An 18,402-nucleotide genomic window follows, 5' to 3' on the forward strand; every position below is an offset into this window, starting at 1 on the left:
CGTATAAATTCAATGATGCCATTGTGTAAAGGAGTTTGATATGTCTGACGTATTCCACTTAGGCTTAAAAAAGAGTGACTTGCAGGGTGCTACTGTTGCTATTGTTCCCGGTGACCCGAATCGCGTTGAGAAAATCGCACGTTTGATGGATAACCCAGTACATCTCGCTTCTCTGCGTGAGTTCACCTCTTGGCGTGGTGAGCTTGATGGTAAAGCCGTGATTGTGTGTTCTACAGGTATCGGTGGTCCTTCTACCTCGATTGCTGTAGAAGAATTAGCACAGTTAGGGATCCGTACTTTCTTACGTATTGGTACAACAGGTGCTATCCAAGAAAACATCAATGTAGGTGATGTTTTGGTGACGACAGGCGCAGTAAGACTGGATGGCGCGAGCCAGCACTTTGCACCTCTTGAATACCCTGCGGTTGCTGACTTTACATGTACAAATGCTCTCTATGATGCAGCAAAAGAAGCGGGGGCGACCGTCCATGTGGGGGTGACGGCTTCCTCTGATACCTTCTATCCAGGACAAGAACGCTACGATACCTATACAGGCCGTGTGATGCGCCATTTCAGAGGTTCAATGAAAGAATGGCAAGATATGGGTGTCATGAATTATGAAATGGAATCTGCAACATTATTGACTATGTGTTCAAGCCAAGGTTTACGGGCTGGTATGGTCGCTGGTGTGATTGTTAACCGTACCCAACAAGAAATCCCTAATGAAGCCTTGCTGAAGAAAACAGAAGGTAATGTGTTGAGTATTGTGGTTGAGGCTGCTCGCCGCCTACTTTAATTGCGTCATTACTGGCTCGTTTACTTACGCTTTCACTCGGTTGTGAATAAACAGTAGACGAGCCCAGTTCACTTTCTCTCTTGGTTTATTTTCATCTTTATCGCTCATTTTATTAATGCCTGCTTAATTGCAGGTATTTTTTCTGATTTTTTTCGAGGCATAATCTGTTATGGTTTTGAGAACAATCAACATTATAGGTAAGAAGATGATGACCAAAACACCTTATTTGCACCCTTCAGTATTGCCTCTTAAAGGCGGCGTTAATTTCCGTGACCTTGGTGGGAAAAAATTAGCGAATGGTAATAAAATTAAGTCAGGTTTATTGTTTCGCTCAGGGGCTCTCAACCATTTAACTGAAGAGGATTTGATCATTTTACAAGATCAAAATCTCTATCAGATATTAGATTATCGCGATGTTGCTGAAATTAAATCAAAACCAGATATTGTTTGGGATGGCGCTCATTATGTTAATGCACCCGCAAACCCTATGGCTAAAGAGGTGAGTGCTGATCTTGATAAATTAACCCCTGAACTCCTTGAAAAATTTGATCCTAAAATTTTCATGAACCGTCTTTACGAACTGCTGCCGCTAAATAATCCAGCTTATCATCAACTGGTGAATATGCTAAAGCAGCCAGAAAAAGGCGGTATCGTTCAGCACTGTGCCGTTGGTAAAGATCGTACCGGCGTTGGTTCAGCTTTAGTACTATTTGCACTTGGCGCTGATTTAGACACCGTCATGGAAGATTACTTGCTAACAAACGAAACGTTGGCCCCATATCGCAAGCATTTACTGGAAGAACACGCCCAGAGAATGAGCGAAAGCGCAGTGAAGAAGTTTGAATATGTCTATTCAGTACGCGAAGAGTTTTTACTGACAGCGATAAATAGTATAAATAATCATTATGGCAGCATTGATAAGTGGTTAGAGACGGATTTTGGTTTGGATAAGTCTGGTCGCAGCGTGCTGCAAAGCTATTTTATCGAATAGTTAGTTTAATATTGGTTTATTACATATTCGTTAATGTACTCACCAAGTTATCATTAAGGGAGAAATGACGGTGACACTAAATGAAATAGTCCATGCGGTGACTGAGTTTACCCGTGAACATGAAATATGGGCACTACCAATCATTTTCTTTCTCGCTTTTGGTGAATCTTTAGCATTTTTATCCTTACTGTTACCTGCGACCGTCATTTTACTTGGCTTAGGGGCTTTAATCGGAGAAAGCGGTATCACATTTTGGCCTGTATGGCTTGCCGCGACATTAGGCGCGTTTTTTGGTGATTGGCTTTCTTACTGGTTTGGTTTTCACTACAAAGACAATGTTCGTAAAATGTGGCCTATTTCTCGTAAACCACAGATGATAGATCGCGGGCAGCACTTCTTTAATCGTTGGGGGATCTGGAGCGTATTTTTAGGACGTTTCTTTGGACCATTTAGAGCCGTAGTGCCTTTAGTTGCAGGCATTTGTAAAATGCCGAAACGTTACTTTCAGGTCGCGAATATTGTTTCTGCGATGATATGGGCATTCGGTATATTAGCGCCAGGCGCTTTTGGCCTACGTTGGTTGGCTCATTGGATGGGATAAGCTGCGAAGCTGTTCGCAATTTATGGCTTACTTCAAATTACTTCTGGACAGATATACAGTATCCGATTACTTTACATTGGATCACGTAATGTAAGGATTTAACAGTGGATACCTCTCTACTATATGGGGTTATTGGTGCCCTCGGTGGTATTTTAATTGGCGGTTTGGCTGTCTGGTTTTCTATTGCACAAAAATTGAGCCAAAAAGAACAAGAACTCCAACAAGTTAACCGTCAGCTTGCGGCAAGCGATGAAAAAAACATCCATCTTTCTGAATGGAAAATGGAGTATGAGCGTCTTGATCAAGAGCTGCGTACATTGCGAGATATTAACCGTGAGCAGGAAGCTGAACTACGGGAAATCACCACACGTTTTGAACAAAATCAATTAGCTAACGAAGAAAAACAAAGGCTATTGCAAAATAGTGAGCAGCGACTGACCACACAATTTGAAAATTTGGCAAACCGTATTTTCGAACAAAGTGAACGACGAGTGTCAGAGCAGCAACAGAAAAGCTTAATCGCCATGCTGTCACCATTTCGTGAGCAACTTGAAGGTTTTCGCCAGCAAGTTCAACAAAGTTTTGGGGAAGAGGCTAAAGAACGGCACACCTTGGCTTATGAAATTCGTCAATTACAACAGTTAAACAATCAAATGACGAAAGAAGCCGTTAATTTAACGCGTGCTCTCAAAGGTGATAATAAAATTCAAGGGAATTGGGGAGAAACGATTTTGACTCGTATCCTTGAAGCTTCTGGCTTACGTCAAGGTAGTGAGTTTGAGACACAGGTGAGTATAAACACAAGCTACAATAGTCGTTATCAACCCGATGTGATTATTCGCCTACCTGAAGGCAAGGACGTCATTGTTGATGCTAAAATGTCATTAGTCGCCTATGAAAACTATTTCAATAGTGAAGATCCCGAAGAACAAGCTTATGCACTCAAAAATCATGTCGCTTCAATTCGTAATCATATGCGTGGTTTAAGCCGTAAAGATTATCACCAATTACCAGGAATACGCTCCCTTGATTATGTCTTGATGTTCATTCCGATTGAACCTGCGTATTTGTTAGCTTTAAAAGAATCGCCTGAGTTACTTGATGAAGGGATAAAACAGAATATCATGTTAGTGTGTCCTTCTACCTTATTGGTTGCAGTGAGAACAATCAATAACTTATGGCGGTACGAACGACAAGGACAAAATGCGCAAGAAATTGCGACAAAAGCAGCGAAAATGTATGATAAGTTGCGCCTTTTTGTCGAGGATATGCAGCTTTTAGGCGCCAGCTTAGATAAAGCAGATCAGGCTTACCAATCAGCAATGAAAAGGCTAGCAGAAGGCCGAGGAAATTTGATTAGCCAAGCAGAAAGCTTTAAAGAAATGGGAGTAGAGGTAAAGCAGCCAATCTCCGCTCAATTAGTTGAAAAGTCAGATAAGCCATATTGTGCGGAATCTTAGACTTCTTGATAGGGTTTTACCTCAAAGGCTGTTACACTTCCTACAAAAGTTTGAATTATAAACAGGCATAATAGAAATGACAGAACCAACAAAAGAAACTATTGATTTTGGTTTCCGTACAGTAGGCAAAGAAGATAAAGTTGGCCTAGTAGCAAATGTTTTTCATTCTGTAGCATCAAAATATGATTTGATGAATGATTTAATGTCGTTTGGCATTCATCGTGTCTGGAAACGTTTTACGATAGAAGCCAGTGGTGTGCGTCGTAATCAACGCGTTCTAGATCTGGCGGGTGGAACCGGCGATTTAACCGCTAAATTTTCTCGCCTTGTCGGTGAAAAAGGCGAAGTGATTCTCGCTGATATCAATGATTCCATGTTAAAAATGGGGCGTGAAAAGTTACGTGACCTTGGTATCGTTGGTAATGTTAGCTATGTTCAAGCTAATGCTGAGGAGTTGCCGTTCCCAGATAATTATTTTGATTGTATCACTATCTCTTTTGGTCTGCGTAATGTTACAGACAAAGATAAAGCGTTGCGCTCAATGTTTCGAGTGTTAAAGCCAGGTGGACGTTTGCTTGTTCTTGAATTCTCTAAACCTGTTATTGAGCCACTGAATAAAGCTTATGATGCGTATTCATTCCATGTTTTGCCACGTATTGGGCAAGCAGTCGTTGGTGATCCTGAGAGCTACCGTTATCTCGCTGAATCTATTCGTATGCATCCTGACCAAGAAACACTGAAATCCATGATGGAAAATGCAGGTTTTGAACAGGTTACTTATACCAATATGACAGGTGGTATCGTCGCATTGCATAAAGGGTTTAAATTCTAAGATGGAAGCCACGTCAGCACAGTCAGAAAGCCAAAATACCGTATTATATTCTTTAATGACGGCATTCATGGAAACATGTATGAATCATATGTTATTTAAAGAATCGGTCTTAAAACCCGCTAGAGCACGCTTAGCGGGTAAAGTCATGTCGGTCGACTTAAAAGAGCTCAATCAAACGTTGACGCTGATTTTTACTGATAACCATGTTGATGTGTTAAGCCAATGGTGTGAACCTGCTGATTGTACAATCAAAACATCCCTGTTTACGTTGATTAAACTAAAGGATAAACAGCAATTATCACAGCTAATTAATAGTGGTGAAATTGTTATTGAAGGTGATATGCAGGTTGTTCAGCATTGGTCGTCGCTGTTAGATATGGCCATTTGGGACCCCGCCCATTATCTGTCACCTTATCTCGGCGATGTTGCCGCGCAAGGGATTAGCCAAATCGTTCAAAAGGGAAGTAAACTTGTTTCACATCTAGCATGTCGACAAAAAACGTACCTAAAAGATACATTGCTTGAAGAATGGAAAATGGCGCCAAATCCGCTAGAACTGGCTTATTTTAGTGATGAAGTTGAGCAGGTTGCTGAGTCCTTAAATCAGCTAGAAATGCGGTTACGCCAGCTGGAGGAGCATAATGACGCCCGGTGAAATAAAACGCCTTTACTTTATTATTCGGGTATTCCTCTCATATGGTTTAGATGAATTAATCCCAAAAGTTAAACTCACGTTACCCCTTCGGATCGGTCGCTTTGGTTTCTTTTGGATCAAGAATCAACATCCAGAAAAAGAAGTGGGTGAGCGATTACGTTTAGCGTTACAAGAGTTGGGGCCGGTATGGATTAAATTTGGTCAGATGTTATCGACTCGCCGAGACCTTTTCCCTCCAACAATTGCTGATCAACTCTCTTTACTACAAGATAAAGTCGCTAGCTTTGACGGTAAATTGGCGCGTCGCTACATTGAAGAATCATTAGGTGGGCCATTAGAACAATGGTTTGATGATTTTGATGAAAAAGCCCTCGCCTCAGCGTCAATCGCTCAAGTCCACACTGCCAAGCTGAAAGAAAATGGCAAAGAGGTTGTTTTAAAAGTCATTCGTCCTGATATCTTGCCAGTGATTAAAGCTGATGTGAAACTCATGTACCGCATCGCTAATTGGGTGCCTTTGTTACCAGACGGCCGTCGTTTACGCCCTAAAGAAGTCGTGCGTGAATACGAAAAAACGTTAATCGATGAGCTGAATCTTTTACGTGAATCAGCCAATGCTATCCAGCTGCGTCGTAACTTTGAAAATAGCTCTATGTTGTATGTGCCTGAAGTTTATGCGGATTATTGCCGTGAAAATGTGATGGTCATGGAGCGCATCTACGGAATCCCTGTGTCGGATATCTCGGCTTTAAAAGCTCAGGGAACAAATATGAAAATCTTGGCTGAAAGAGGCGTCAAAGTCTTCTTTACCCAAGTTTTTCGTGACAGTTTCTTCCATGCGGATATGCATCCAGGCAATATTTTTGTGAGTTATGAACACCCTGAAGATCCACTTTATATTGGCATTGATTGTGGTATTGTAGGGTCATTAAATAAAGAAGATAAGCGTTATTTAGCGGAAAACTTTATTGCGTTCTTTAACCGCGACTATCGTAAGGTGGCGGAGTTACATGTCGATTCAGGTTGGGTACCTGCTGATACCAACGTTGAGGATTTTGAGTTTGCTATCAGAACGGTGTGCGAACCAATCTTTGAAAAGCCACTGGCTGAAATTTCGTTTGGGCATGTCCTGCTGAATCTATTTAATACTGCTCGTCGCTTCAATATGGAAGTGCAACCACAGCTAGTATTGCTACAAAAAACCTTACTTTATGTTGAAGGTTTAGGTCGTCAGCTTTATCCCCAACTTGATTTGTGGAAGACGGCGAAGCCATTTTTAGAAGATTGGATACATAGCCAAGTTGGTATTCCAGCTATTACTCAAGCTTTAAAAGAAAAGGCACCTTATTGGGCAGAAAAAATGCCTGAAATTCCTGATTTAATTTATGGCGCTTTACGTCAACATAAATTCCTACAATCGAATATTGAACAACTTACTGATCAATTAAAGGAACAACGTAGCAAACAGCGTAAGTCTCAGTACCTATTAGGAATGGGGGCAACACTGATTCTTTGCGGTAGTTTATTCTTTATTTTTGAGTCAACCTCAATGGCGACAGCATTTATGACTATTGGTGCGTTGTCATGGGTTATAGGTTGGTATAAATCAGGAAAAAATTAAGTAAACCTTGTTTTGCGACAAGTTTATAAGCCTGTGAATATTTCCGTATTGAGAGCAGGTTGTATATAATGGGATAAATAACTATTGATCCCACTTTTACAGAGGTATAAACAATGGAATCAACTATTTCAATGGCCGCTTTTGGTAGCCCTTGGCAACTTATTATTATTGCTCTACTTATTATTTTAATTTTCGGAACCAAAAAGCTGCGCTCTCTGGGATCTGACTTAGGTGAATCATTGAAAGGCTTTAAAAAAGCAATGAACGATGATGAAGCTGCAAAGGCTGCAAAAGAAGAGCAAGAAAAACAAGATGCTGATTTTGCACCTAAAAATATTACAGAGCAACAGGCTGCTGAGAAGAAAGACAGCCCAGTTGAGAGCAAAAATAAAGAGCAGGGTTAAACCGTGTTTGACATAGGTTTCAGTGAACTGCTGCTTGTTGCAGTTATTGGTCTTGTCGTATTAGGCCCTGAGCGTCTACCAGTGGCAGTGAGAACTGTTGCTGGTTGGATCCGTGCTATGCGCTCTTTAGCCGCTAATGTGCAAAATGAATTGTCACAAGAACTCAAATTGCAAGAATTGCAAGAGACCTTGAAAAAAGTTGAGGAGAAAGCTGGTATGGAAACGCTTTCTCCTGAGCTAAAACAATCTATGGATGAGCTTCGCCAAGCAGCACAATCATTAAAATCAGGTTATCAAGCGACGACAGAGGGTGTTGAAAGCGAATTGCAAAAAGCGAAAGAATTAACTGACAACTATGATAGTGCAGTTAAAGATGCTCAAAACAATGCTTCAAAAACTCAAGAGTCAGACCCTGATCCTGAACATGCAGCAAAAATGGCAGAAGTGGTTGAAGAGCCAGTAACGTTATCAGCGCAAAGCGACGACGCTCAACAAACTGCATCGACAACGAAAAAAAATCCTAATCAGACTGAAAGCGAAAAATAGAACATGGCTGTAAATGATACACAACCACTTATTAGCCACCTCATTGAACTCAGGAAGCGGCTGCTAAACTGTTTGATTACGGTTTTGATTGTTTTCGCTGCTTTGGCTTACTTCTCAAATGACATTTATCGGTTAGTTGCCGCCCCTTTGATTGATAAGCTCCCTGTTGGTTCTCAAATGAGTGCAACAGATGTGGCATCTACATTCTTTACCCCAATTAAACTGACAATGATGGTATCGATATTTGTATCAATACCGGTCATTCTGTATCAAATTTGGGCGTTTATAGCACCTGCGTTATATAAGCACGAACGTAGATTAATGCTGCCTTTGTTGGTTTCGAGCAGCTTCCTTTTCTATTTAGGAATGGCATTTGCTTATTTTGTGGTTTTCCCATTAGCATTCGGCTTCTTTGTGAAAACGACACCCGATAGCGTTAATTTTATTCCGGATATTAGCAAATATCTCAGTTTTGTTATGACGCTATTTATGGCATTTGGTGCCGCATTTGAGGTGCCTATAGCCATTATTCTCTTATGCTGGACGGGAGTGACAACGCCGGAATCATTAAAACGTAAACGCCCATATATTTTAGTTGGTGCATTTATTGTTGGGATGTTCCTAACGCCACCAGACGTTCTCTCTCAGACTTTACTTGCCGTTCCGATGTACTTACTTTTTGAGTTGGGGGTACTTTTATCTAACTTTTATGTAGGTAAAGGTCGACGGAAGGCGGATGAAGAAGAAAACGAAGAAAACGAAGAAAAAGAAGATTCTTAGTTCATGACTATTGAATTAACAAAAAAGCCCACTCGATGTGGGCCTTTTTATTTCTATTGAGGTAATTTTTTAAATTGAGAGTTATCAAGCACTTTAGATACATTTTTATTTAAAATATTCAGCAATAAGATGGATCGCGACTCACCATTTGGCTCATCATAGATAGCTTGTATACCGGAAAAAATACCTTCTGTAATTAAAACATTATCACCATGCACTGGTGTTTCAGGGGCGACAAGATGAGACAGTGGAGCCTGTTGCAAGAGCTCTATAATTTCATCGGGTACAACGGCAGGTAGTTGCCCAAAACGCACAAAATGACTTACACCTCGTGTTGATTGGATTGTTGTCGTATGGATGTCATTATGATCAAATTTCACAAATAGGTAGTTAGGGAATAGAGCTTCTTGTACTGTCACCCGTTTTCCTCTAACCACTTTTTCTATCTCTGTCATCGGGGTCATGCAAATGACACTTTGCCTATTCAAGTGCTCTATGGCCCTATCAATTTGCCCTCGTTTACAATATAGCAAATACCACTTTTCCATTTTTCTAACCCACGCGACAAAATTATGCTCATCATAACAAATTAACACATAAAAATGTGACTAATCCATTAAGTAAGAATATCATTCAGAATCAGAAACATATATTAACTTAAACTTACTCAAGAGAGTTAACCATAGTATAACAACTCGTTATCTAGGAGACAGCATGGAAATATTTTTATTAAGTAATGGTAAGCTTCCTAATAATCCAGTATGGCTAAGCTACGCATTACCTCGTATTCACGAAATGATTGCCCGTAAAAATATTAAGTCAGCAGTATTAGTGCCTTATGCAATATTACGCGGTTCGCATGATGAACGTGCGGAACAGCTAAGTGAATCTTTAGGGATCAAAGTCACCTCGATAGAGCATTTCTCTAGTCCTGTAGAAGCAATTGAACAAGCTGAATGTATTCTTGTTAGCGGGGGTAATACTTGGTGGTTAAATAAATGTCTGCATGAAAATGGGCTTATTGTGGCTATTCAGCGTGCGGTGAGAGAACGTGATGTGCCATATATTGGTTGGAGTGCAGGTTGTAATGTCGCGACACCAAGTATTCGTACAACCAATGATATGCCAGTGAGTAATGCGGCAATTATGCCATCTTTGGGGCTATTTCCATTGCAAATAAATCCTCATTATATTGATGCGCATATCTCTGGTCATATGGGGGAAACTCGCGATGAAAGATTGCAAGAATTTTGTGTGATCAATCCACATGAAGTCGTTGTTGCGCTAAGGGAAGGTAGTGGGTTACAAATTAAGGGGAATACACTGGAGTATTTCAGTGGAAAAGGTGATGGTTTTAAATTATTTAAGCACAATCAGGTATTTCCTGAACAGTTTGATACTTTATCATTAAAATCACTGGTTCCATTTGTTTGTCAGTAAAGTAATCAGTTTTTAGAGATAAACATATTGATTACAAATAGTTTTTATGGGTAACTTGTAACCTTTGCCGGACGTCTTATAATGAGACTCCCTCTGTAATAGTAAAAGATGACAATGAAATACCGTGACCTAAGAGACTTCATTGCCCAGCTTGAAAAGCAAGGCGAATTAAAACGTATTACGATGGAAGTCGATCCTTACCTCGAAATGACGGAAATAGCCGATCGCACGCTTAGAGCAGGGGGCCCGGCATTATTATTTGAAAACCCCAAAGGGTATAATATGCCTGTCTTATGCAATCTGTTTGGTACGACTAAACGCGTTGCCATGGGGATGGGGCAAGAAGATATCAAAGCCTTACATGATGTGGGTAAGTTGCTTGCTTTCCTGAAAGAGCCAGATCCCCCGAAGGGATTCCGTGATTTATTCGATAAATTACCTAAATTTAAACAAGTATTGAATATGCCGGCGAAACGGCTAAGCTCAGCACCTTGCCAAGAGCAAATTTGGACTGGTGATGATGTCGATCTGACTAAAATTCCTGTGATGCATTGTTGGCCTGAGGATGCAGCGCCACTCATTACGTGGGGATTAACCGTCACGAGAGGTCCGAATAAAGAACGCCAAAACTTAGGTATCTATCGCCAGCAAGTGTTAGGTAAAAATAAAGTCATTATGCGCTGGCTTTCACACCGTGGTGGCGCTCTTGATTACCAAGAGTGGTGCCAACAGCATCCGGGGGAAAAGTTCCCCGTGGCGGTTGCACTAGGAGCAGATCCTGCAACTATCTTGGGGGCAGTGACACCCGTTCCGGATACATTATCTGAATATGCCTTTGCAGGATTATTGCGCGGTAATAAAACAGAGGTTGTTAAATGTATTTCTAATGACCTTGAGGTGCCCGCTGGGGCTGAGATTATCTTAGAAGGGTATATTGAGCCGGGAGAGCTTGCCCCCGAAGGACCTTATGGGGATCACACCGGTTATTATAATGAAATCGATAGTTTCCCTGTATTTACAGTGACTCATATTACACAGCGTCGCAATGCCATTTATCATTCCACCTATACAGGCAGACCACCTGATGAGCCAGCCGTACTTGGTGAAGCACTAAATGAAGTTTTAGTGCCTATTTTGCAAAAGCAATTCCCAGAAATTGTTGATTTTTATTTGCCTCCTGAAGGTTGCTCGTATCGCCTCGCGGTTGTCACCATGAAGAAACAATACGCAGGTCATGCAAAACGCGTCATGATGGGGGTTTGGTCTTATCTTCGCCAATTTATGTACACAAAATTTGTCATTGTTTGTGATGATGATATCAATGCGCGTGACTGGAAAGATGTGATCTGGGCGATAACCACGCGTATGGATCCTGCCCGTGATACTGTTATGATGGAAAATACACCGATTGACTATCTTGATTTTGCTTCACCAGTGTCAGGTTTGGGCTCGAAAATGGGGCTAGATGCCACCAATAAATGGCCTGGGGAAACAAACAGGGAGTGGGGCAGACCAATAGTAATGGATGAAAAAGTGAAGTCGCGTATAGATGATATTTGGGAACAATTGAATATTTTTGAAAAATAAGAGGGGATCCATGGCAACTTTGAGCTGCAAAGTCACATCTGTTGAGTCCATAACTGATACTGTATATCGGGTTATTTTGTTGCCGGATGGTCCTTTTCATTTTAAAGCGGGCCAGTATCTTATGGTGGTAATGGACGAACGTGATAAGCGCCCATTTTCCATGGCTTCTACACCCGCGAATAACGAAACAATTGAACTTCATATTGGGGCTTCGGAGATTAATCTTTATGCCATGGCGGTGATGGATAGAATTTTAGACCAACGCCGCATTGATATTGATATCCCACACGGTAAAGCTTGGTTTAGAGAAAATAGCCAAAACCCCATGATTTTAGTCGCGGGGGGAACCGGTTTCTCATACACGCATTCAATATTACTGGCTGCGTTGATGGAGAACCCTTCTCGAGACATTACTTTCTATTGGGGAGGGCGCCAATTAGAACATCTTTATGATTTAGGTGAGCTTCAGGCGCTGAGTGAACGTTACTCGAATTTAAAAATTGTGCCCATCGTAGAACAGCCTGATGAGTTATGGCGAGGACGATCAGGAACGGTATTAAGCGCGGTCTTAGAAGACTTTGGCGATTTGTCTTCTTATGACATCTATATCGCAGGGCGTTTTGAAATGGCAAAAATCGCTAGAGAACGCTTTTGTGCCGAGCGTAATGCAAAACCTGAGCAACTGTTCGGTGATGCTTACGAGTTTATTTAAAACACGCAATGGCTTCGTTTCGAATATATTGAGACTGAATGTGGCGTCTATTGAAATTTATTATGCCACTGAGGCTTTTTCATTGTGTTTATTAATGATTTTTATTCTACGATGCTCTTTTCGCAATGGTTGTAGTGACAGCGGAACAATATCATTGATTGGCTAATTGTCTTTAGCGTATTGCTTCACAAAATAAAAAGCCCGCCCCTGACTAGGCGGGAATGTTGACAACATACAACAACACGACGGCAACTAGCGGTATACCCTTGATACTTCAATTGGTATATGCCTTGGCAATGTGGCTCAGAATACGTAATAAAATAAATTTTCTGAGCGCACTTTTATTATTGGCAAACTACCATTCAAACTATTTTGGGTATAAACGTTATATACGCTCTATGATGGTTGCGATTCCCTGACCAAAGCCTATACACATTGTTGCTAGACCAAATTGTTTGTCTTTTTGCTCTAATTGATTGAGTAATGCGGTTGTTATTCTTGCTCCTGAGCATCCTAAAGGATGGCCTAGTGCAATAGCACCTCCATTAAGGTTAACTTTTTCATCAATTTGATTTTCAGGTAGTTTCAGCCCTTTTAGGCAGGCAATTGATTGAGCTGCAAACGCTTCATTTAACTCAATCACATCCATATCGGCTAGTGATAATCCAGCCCGCTTAAGCGCTAATTCTGTTGCAGGAACAGGCCCAAAGCCCATGATAGATGGATCACAGCCGACTACAGCCATGGCGCGAACTCTAGCCCTCGGCTTCAGCCCTTGTTTATGCGCATAACTTTCGCTAGTGATTAACATCGCTGATGCACCATCCGAAAGTGCCGATGAGTTACCCGCAGTTACAGTACCGCTGACAGGATCAAAGACGGGACGTAATGACGCTAAGCTTTCAAGATTGGCATCAAAACGAATGACCTCGTCGTAATTCACGGCAAAGAGATTGCCATTGCTATCATGCCCAGCAATAGGGGCTATTTCTTGCTTAAACTGCCCGTTTCTCGTTGCTTCTGTTGCCCGTTGATGTGACCTGAGCGCAAATGCATCTTGTTCTTCGCGACTAATTTTATACATTTTTGCCAGCATTTCTGCGGTTAAACCCATAGCGCCTGCTGCTTTTGCGACTCGTAGTGTTAATTTAGGGTTGAAATCAATACCATGTGTCATTGGAACATGGCCCATATGTTCAACACCGCCGATTAATACCGAGTGCGCATCACCCGTCATTATCAATCGGCTTGCATCATGCAAAGCTTGCATGGATGAACCACATAAACGGTTGACAGTGACCGCTGGAACGGTGTGTGGAATATCAGTCAGTAACGCAGCATTTTTCGCAATATTAAAACCTTGTTCAAGGGTTTGCTGTACGCATCCCCAAATAATGTCATCGAGGTCTTTCTTGCTTGCGTTAGGATTGCGTTCAAAAATTACATTCATTAAATGTGCTGAGAGGTCTTCCGCTCGGACATGGCGAAATACACCGCCTTTTGAACGCCCCATAGGTGTACGTATTCCATCGATAATAACGACATTTTCCATACTATTAGCCTCTCGCAACTTTTTTAACATCAATTGCCACTACAGGTGGCAGCGCATAATAACTGGAATTGGTCTGTGATTTTTCTTTGAGACCCTCAGGAATTTGATACAGTGGGCTTAATTGAGCATATGTTTCAGCTGTTTTAGCATAGGATTGTGTACCCACTGTATCTAAATAGCGGAATGCGCCTCCACGGAAAGGAGGGAAACCAAGACCATAAACGAGTGCAATGTCAGCATCCGCTGGGCTTTGAATAATACCTTCTTCTAGGCAACGAACGACTTCATTGATCATTGGGATCATCATACGTGCGATGATCTCTTCTTTAGTAAATGAACGTTTTCCTTTACTAATTGACGCTAATAACGCATCAGTCGCTGGGTCATCGACCTTTTTCGGTTTTCCTTTTTTATCTTTTTCGTATTGATAAAAACCTTTGCCATTTTTTTGCCCAAAGCGTTGTGCTTCAAACATCACATCGATGGCATTCTTATTGGTCTTGCTCATACGCTCAGGGAAACCTAAAGCCATTACCTGTTCTGCGTGAAAAGCGGTATCGATCCCAACAACATCAAGTAGATAAGCGGGGCCCATAGGCCAGCCAAATTCTTTTTCCATGACTTTATCGATTTCTCTGAAGTCGGCACCATCCTGTAATAGCAAGTTAAAACCTGCAAAATAAGGAAAAAGAACCCTATTGACAAAGAACCCTGGGCAATCATTAACGACGATGGGGGTTTTACCCATTTTATTTGCGTAGGCAACAACTTTAGCGATGGTCTCATCGGTCGTTTTTTCACCGCGAATAATTTCAACCAATGGCATGCGGTGCACAGGGTTAAAGAAGTGCATTCCACAGAAATTTTCAGGTTTCTTCAGTGATTTGGCTAGTTCAGTAATCGGAATAGTAGAGGTATTGGATGCTAAGATTGTTTCAGGGCTAACTAATGCCTCAACTTCAGAGAGAACAGCCGCTTTAATTTTAGGATTCTCAATAACCGCTTCGACGACCACTTGTGCATTTTCAATGCCCGAGTAGGAGAGAGAAGGGTGAATGGATGCGAGAGTTTTCGCCATTTTTGAAGCGTTGATTTTGCCTCTTTCAAACTGAGCATTTAATAATTTATGGGCTTCTTCAATGCCTAAATCTAACGATTTTTCATTAATATCTTTCATCAGCACAGATACACCTTTGCTGGCTGATTGGTAGGCGATCCCGCCACCCATAATACCCGCGCCGAGTACGGCTGCATGTTTAGGGGCTTCTACATGGCGAGAAAGTCGTTTGCTAGTAGACTTAACTTGTTGGTCATTTAAGAAAATACTGACTAATGAACGAGCGACGTCACTGTGTGCAAGGGGAACAAAAGCGGCCATTTCATGTTTTAGCGCTTCATCACGAGAACAATTAGCGGCTTTTTCAATAGTATTGACTGCTGCCATTGGGGCTGGGTAATGTTTTCCCGCAACCTTATAAACCATTCCTTTCGCAACATTAAAGCTCATTGTTTGCTCAATAGGACTAAGTTGCAATGGTTGTAATTTCGGTTGACGTCGTTGCTGCCAATTAATCGCCCCAGAAATAGCTGACTCAATCAATTCTAATGCAGCTTGAGGGAGTTTTTCTGTTTCAACAACCGCATCCACTAATCCCATTTTTAACGCTTCGGCTGCACTGACATCTTTACCTGCGGTAATAATTTCGAGAGCGCTATCTAAGCCAATGAGTCTAGGCAAACGGACTGACCCACCAAAGCCAGGCATAATACCTAACTTAGTTTCAGGTAAACCTACGCGAGCATCTGGAGAGGCAATTCGTAAGTCGGTGGAAAGAATACATTCACAGCCGCCACCTAACGCGTAGCCATTAATGGCACTCACAGTAGGAACAGGCAAATCTTCTATACGATTAAAAATGCGATTTGCGTAGCTTAGCCATTCACTTAACATTTCTGCTGGTGCTTCAAAAAGAGAAAGAAATTCTTTGATATCAGCACCAACGATAAAAGCCGGTTTGTCAGATCTTAAAATAACACCCAAGAGTTCTGTTTGCTGTTCAAGAGTAGCAACTGCTTCATCAAGTGAAGCAACGGTATGAGTATCTAACTTATTTATTGGCTCGGCTGAGTTAAAAACGAGTTCTGCAATACCTGTTTTCAACCATTGAACATAGATTGTTTCACTTTGATAAAGCATGCCGCTCTCCTTATGATGATTTTATCATCTGGTACGACCAGATAGAATTGAGTGTGACTAGAATGTTAATAAAATGCAAATAATCAATAACAAAAGTGGAATGTTGATCACAGCAAACAGTAGGAATACAAGTTGATGAAAATAGTATTTTATTTACCAATCAATTAATTAAAGGGTTTTCTGTTTAGACTGCATACCAGTAAATTAAAGAACGTGCTAAGCTTTCATTTTCTAAATAAAGCTGAAAGGTTGAATGAAATGGAAAAACTGACTGCACTCTACGCTGAACATATTAAAACTTTGCAAACAACAACTCAGCAAGTCTTACAGCGCAGCAAGCTAGACGCCATACTGATTCATTCTGGTGAACCTCTACGTATCTTCCTTGATGACAGTGATTACCCCTTTAAAGTCAATCCTCACTTTAAAGCATGGGTACCTGTAACGGATGTCCCACATTCGTGGTTATTAGTTGATGGCGTAAATAAACCTAAATTATGGTTTTATTCACCTGTTGATTATTGGCACAGTGTTGAACCGCTACCGAATAGTTTCTGGACAAAAGAAGTTGAACTTATTCATTTAAAAAATGCTGACGATATTAGCCAATTTTTAGCGAATCTTTCTAAGGATAATATGGCATATATTGGTTCTGCTAAAGAAAGAGCAGAATCATTAGGTATTCGCTTACAAAACATTAACCCAAAACCTGTTATTGATTTTTACCATTTTCACCGCTCATATAAAACGGATTATGAGATGTACTGCATGCGTGAAGCTCAGAAAATGGCGGTAAACGGTCATTTATCGGCATTTGAAGCTTTTCAAGCGGGTATGAGTGAGTTTGATATCAATATTAGCTACTTACAGGCGACAGGCCATCGTGATACCGATGTTCCTTACGGTAATATTGTTGCGCTGAATGAAAATGCGGCTGTATTGCATTACACCAAATTACAGCAACAAGCGCCGAGTGAGATTAGAAGCTTTTTGATCGACGCGGGTGCAGAATATAATGGCTATGCCGCAGATATCACACGCACTTATGCAGCAAAAGGCAAAAGTGACTTCGCTGCACTCGTTGCTGATTTAAATAAAGAGCAGTTATCACTCATCGACACGATTAAAGCGGGTGTTCGTTATACGGATTATCATGTCGATATGCATCATAGAATTGCCAAGTTATTGAAAAAACACTCAATAATTAAAGGGGTAAGTGAAGAAGTTATGGTGGAAAAAGGGCTCACTACGCCATTTTTACCTCATGGCTTAGGTCATCCTTTAGGGCTACAAGTCCATGATGCTGCTGGCTTTATGCAAGATGAAGAGGGAACATTACTTGCCGCACCGAAAATGTACCCATTCTTGCGTTGCACTCGTGTACTTGAACCGAGAATGGTCGTAACCATTGAGCCAGGCTTATATTTTATTGAATCCTTGTTATCATCTTGGCGTTCTAGCGAGTTTAATCAATATTTTAATTGGGAAAAGATTGAACAATTCAAGCCATATGGTGGTATTCGTATTGAAGACAACATTATCATTCACCATAATCGAGTTGAAAATATGACGCGAGATTTGCAATTACCGTAATGAAAGCTTATTTAATACCGGCTGAATCTATTTCTTATACAGAAGAAATTAAGAAAAGCCGTTTTATTACCTATCTTGCACATACCGATGGTATTGATGCTGCGAAAGATTATATTCAATCGATTAAAGCACAATACCCAGATGCTCGGCACCATTGCTGGGCATTTGTTGCTGGGCGTCCCGATGACTCCCAGCAGCTTGGTTTTTCTGACGATGGCGAGCCGACTGGTACGGCAGGAAAGCCAATAATGGCACAATTACTTGGAAGTCATTTAGGTGAGGTTACTTGCGTCGTTGTGCGTTATTTTGGTGGGATTAAGTTAGGCACAGGGGGGTTAGTTAAAGCTTACGGTAACGGAGCTCAACAGGCACTTAAGTTATTACCAACACAGACGAAAGTACCCCAAAAATTTTTTCATCTCGTTTGTGATTATTCATTTATTAATACGGTCGAGCAGTTGGTTGCGCAAGTGAATGGTATGATTGTGCATAGCGAATACAATGAAACAGTTTTCTTGCGAATTGCAATTCCTGCTACCTTAGAACACGAAGTCAATGATAAATTACGCGATATGAGTCGCGGAGCTTTAGAGCTTATACCGGAATCTGAATCGTTAATTGGTTAGCAAGGAACC

18 protein-coding genes are annotated in these 18,402 nt (G+C 41.2%); 15 read left to right on the forward strand and 3 right to left on the reverse strand.

Annotated features, from left to right (window positions below; genetic code table 11):
* Positions 1–40: 40 nt before the first annotated feature.
* From udp to tatC, 10 genes are all read left to right on the forward strand, one after another.
* A complete protein-coding gene (gene udp / locus G3341_RS02585) occupies positions 41–796 on the forward strand; it encodes a uridine phosphorylase (protein WP_163860643.1) in 756 nt (251 codons plus the stop codon).
* A 208-nt stretch (positions 797–1,004) separates the two neighbouring features.
* Entirely contained in the window at positions 1,005–1,787 is a 783-nt protein-coding gene (locus G3341_RS02590; RefSeq protein ID WP_154624681.1) for a tyrosine-protein phosphatase, read from the forward strand.
* Positions 1,788–1,857: 70 nt separating this feature from the next.
* The gene (locus tag G3341_RS02595; protein WP_163860644.1) at positions 1,858–2,388 is read left to right on the forward strand and encodes a DedA family protein; all 531 of its coding nucleotides are present in this window, start codon (positions 1,858–1,860) and stop codon (positions 2,386–2,388) included.
* A 104-nt stretch (positions 2,389–2,492) separates the two neighbouring features.
* Entirely contained in the window at positions 2,493–3,848 is a 1,356-nt protein-coding gene (rmuC, locus tag G3341_RS02600) for a DNA recombination protein RmuC (RefSeq protein ID WP_163860645.1), read from the forward strand.
* Between the two features lie 76 nt (positions 3,849–3,924).
* Positions 3,925–4,680, forward strand: coding sequence for a bifunctional demethylmenaquinone methyltransferase/2-methoxy-6-polyprenyl-1,4-benzoquinol methylase UbiE (ubiE, locus tag G3341_RS02605; protein WP_154624666.1), 756 nt, complete (start codon positions 3,925–3,927; stop codon positions 4,678–4,680).
* Between the two features lies 1 nt (position 4,681).
* Complete coding sequence (locus tag G3341_RS02610) at positions 4,682–5,335, forward strand: ubiquinone biosynthesis accessory factor UbiJ (protein WP_154624667.1); 654 nt, start codon at positions 4,682–4,684, stop codon at positions 5,333–5,335.
* Positions 5,322–6,956: a ubiquinone biosynthesis regulatory protein kinase UbiB gene (gene ubiB, locus G3341_RS02615; protein ID WP_154624668.1), complete on the forward strand. Its 1,635-nt coding sequence runs from the start codon at positions 5,322–5,324 to the stop codon at positions 6,954–6,956. The genes G3341_RS02610 and ubiB overlap by 14 nt, the downstream gene beginning before the upstream one ends.
* Positions 6,957–7,069: 113 nt before the next feature.
* Positions 7,070–7,360 carry a twin-arginine translocase TatA/TatE family subunit gene (gene tatA, locus G3341_RS02620; RefSeq protein ID WP_154624669.1) on the forward strand — a complete coding sequence of 97 codons (291 nt, stop codon included), beginning with the start codon at positions 7,070–7,072 and terminating at the stop codon, positions 7,358–7,360.
* A gap of 3 nt (positions 7,361–7,363) precedes the next feature.
* Positions 7,364–7,906, forward strand: coding sequence for a Sec-independent protein translocase protein TatB (gene tatB / locus G3341_RS02625; protein WP_163860646.1), 543 nt, complete (start codon positions 7,364–7,366; stop codon positions 7,904–7,906).
* A gap of 3 nt (positions 7,907–7,909) precedes the next feature.
* Positions 7,910–8,686 (forward strand): Sec-independent protein translocase subunit TatC, encoded by a 777-nt coding sequence (tatC, locus tag G3341_RS02630; RefSeq protein WP_163860647.1) that lies wholly within the window; start codon positions 7,910–7,912, stop codon positions 8,684–8,686.
* A gap of 53 nt (positions 8,687–8,739) precedes the next feature.
* Here the strand turns inward: tatC and rfaH are convergent, their stop codons facing one another.
* Positions 8,740–9,234: a transcription/translation regulatory transformer protein RfaH gene (gene rfaH / locus G3341_RS02635; RefSeq protein ID WP_154624671.1), complete on the reverse strand. Its 495-nt coding sequence runs from the start codon at positions 9,232–9,234 to the stop codon at positions 8,740–8,742.
* A 166-nt stretch (positions 9,235–9,400) separates the two neighbouring features.
* Here rfaH and pepE point away from each other — a divergent pair, with 166 nt between their 5' ends.
* The 3 genes from pepE (at position 9,401) to fre (ending at position 12,425) form a co-directional block, all read left to right on the forward strand.
* On the forward strand, positions 9,401–10,126 hold the full coding sequence (gene pepE, locus G3341_RS02640) for a dipeptidase PepE (protein WP_154624672.1): 726 nt from the start codon (positions 9,401–9,403) through the stop codon (positions 10,124–10,126).
* Between the two features lie 114 nt (positions 10,127–10,240).
* Entirely contained in the window at positions 10,241–11,713 is a 1,473-nt protein-coding gene (gene ubiD / locus G3341_RS02645) for a 4-hydroxy-3-polyprenylbenzoate decarboxylase (RefSeq protein ID WP_163860648.1), read from the forward strand.
* A gap of 10 nt (positions 11,714–11,723) precedes the next feature.
* Positions 11,724–12,425, forward strand: a complete 702-nt coding sequence (gene fre / locus G3341_RS02650) for an NAD(P)H-flavin reductase (protein WP_154624674.1) — start codon at positions 11,724–11,726, stop codon at positions 12,423–12,425.
* A gap of 385 nt (positions 12,426–12,810) precedes the next feature.
* Here the strand turns inward: fre and fadA are convergent, their stop codons facing one another.
* Both fadA and fadB read right to left on the reverse strand, forming a co-directional pair.
* A complete protein-coding gene (fadA, locus tag G3341_RS02655) occupies positions 12,811–13,977 on the reverse strand; it encodes an acetyl-CoA C-acyltransferase FadA (protein ID WP_154624675.1) in 1,167 nt (388 codons plus the stop codon).
* A 4-nt stretch (positions 13,978–13,981) separates the two neighbouring features.
* Entirely contained in the window at positions 13,982–16,174 is a 2,193-nt protein-coding gene (gene fadB / locus G3341_RS02660) for a fatty acid oxidation complex subunit alpha FadB (RefSeq protein WP_154624676.1), read from the reverse strand.
* Positions 16,175–16,432: 258 nt separating this feature from the next.
* On the opposite strand from fadB, the gene pepQ reads away from it, so the two are divergent.
* Positions 16,433–17,767 carry a Xaa-Pro dipeptidase gene (pepQ, locus tag G3341_RS02665; protein WP_163860649.1) on the forward strand — a complete coding sequence of 445 codons (1,335 nt, stop codon included), beginning with the start codon at positions 16,433–16,435 and terminating at the stop codon, positions 17,765–17,767.
* Positions 17,767–18,393 (forward strand): IMPACT family protein, encoded by a 627-nt coding sequence (locus G3341_RS02670; protein ID WP_154624678.1) that lies wholly within the window; start codon positions 17,767–17,769, stop codon positions 18,391–18,393. Before pepQ ends, G3341_RS02670 begins: the two co-directional genes overlap by 1 nt.
* Positions 18,394–18,402 lie beyond the last annotated feature (9 nt).

Source organism: Providencia vermicola (assembly GCF_010748935.1).
Lineage (GTDB): Bacteria > Pseudomonadota > Gammaproteobacteria > Enterobacterales > Enterobacteriaceae > Providencia > Providencia zhejiangensis.

Coding starts and splice junctions, on each gene's coding strand:
- udp (WP_163860643.1), top strand. CDS start 41: ATGTCTGACGTATTCCACTTAGGCTTAAAAAAGAGTGACTTGCAGGGT.
- G3341_RS02590 (WP_154624681.1), top strand. CDS start 1,005: ATGACCAAAACACCTTATTTGCACCCTTCAGTATTGCCTCTTAAAGGC.
- ubiE (WP_154624666.1), top strand. CDS start 3,925: ATGACAGAACCAACAAAAGAAACTATTGATTTTGGTTTCCGTACAGTA.
- G3341_RS02610 (WP_154624667.1), top strand. CDS start 4,682: ATGGAAGCCACGTCAGCACAGTCAGAAAGCCAAAATACCGTATTATAT.
- ubiB (WP_154624668.1), top strand. CDS start 5,322: ATGACGCCCGGTGAAATAAAACGCCTTTACTTTATTATTCGGGTATTC.
- tatA (WP_154624669.1), top strand. CDS start 7,070: ATGGAATCAACTATTTCAATGGCCGCTTTTGGTAGCCCTTGGCAACTT.
- tatC (WP_163860647.1), top strand. CDS start 7,910: ATGGCTGTAAATGATACACAACCACTTATTAGCCACCTCATTGAACTC.
- rfaH (WP_154624671.1), bottom strand. CDS start 9,234: ATGGAAAAGTGGTATTTGCTATATTGTAAACGAGGGCAAATTGATAGG.
- pepE (WP_154624672.1), top strand. CDS start 9,401: ATGGAAATATTTTTATTAAGTAATGGTAAGCTTCCTAATAATCCAGTA.
- ubiD (WP_163860648.1), top strand. CDS start 10,241: ATGAAATACCGTGACCTAAGAGACTTCATTGCCCAGCTTGAAAAGCAA.
- fre (WP_154624674.1), top strand. CDS start 11,724: ATGGCAACTTTGAGCTGCAAAGTCACATCTGTTGAGTCCATAACTGAT.
- fadA (WP_154624675.1), bottom strand. CDS start 13,977: ATGGAAAATGTCGTTATTATCGATGGAATACGTACACCTATGGGGCGT.
- fadB (WP_154624676.1), bottom strand. CDS start 16,174: ATGCTTTATCAAAGTGAAACAATCTATGTTCAATGGTTGAAAACAGGT.
- pepQ (WP_163860649.1), top strand. CDS start 16,433: ATGGAAAAACTGACTGCACTCTACGCTGAACATATTAAAACTTTGCAA.
- G3341_RS02670 (WP_154624678.1), top strand. CDS start 17,767: ATGAAAGCTTATTTAATACCGGCTGAATCTATTTCTTATACAGAAGAA.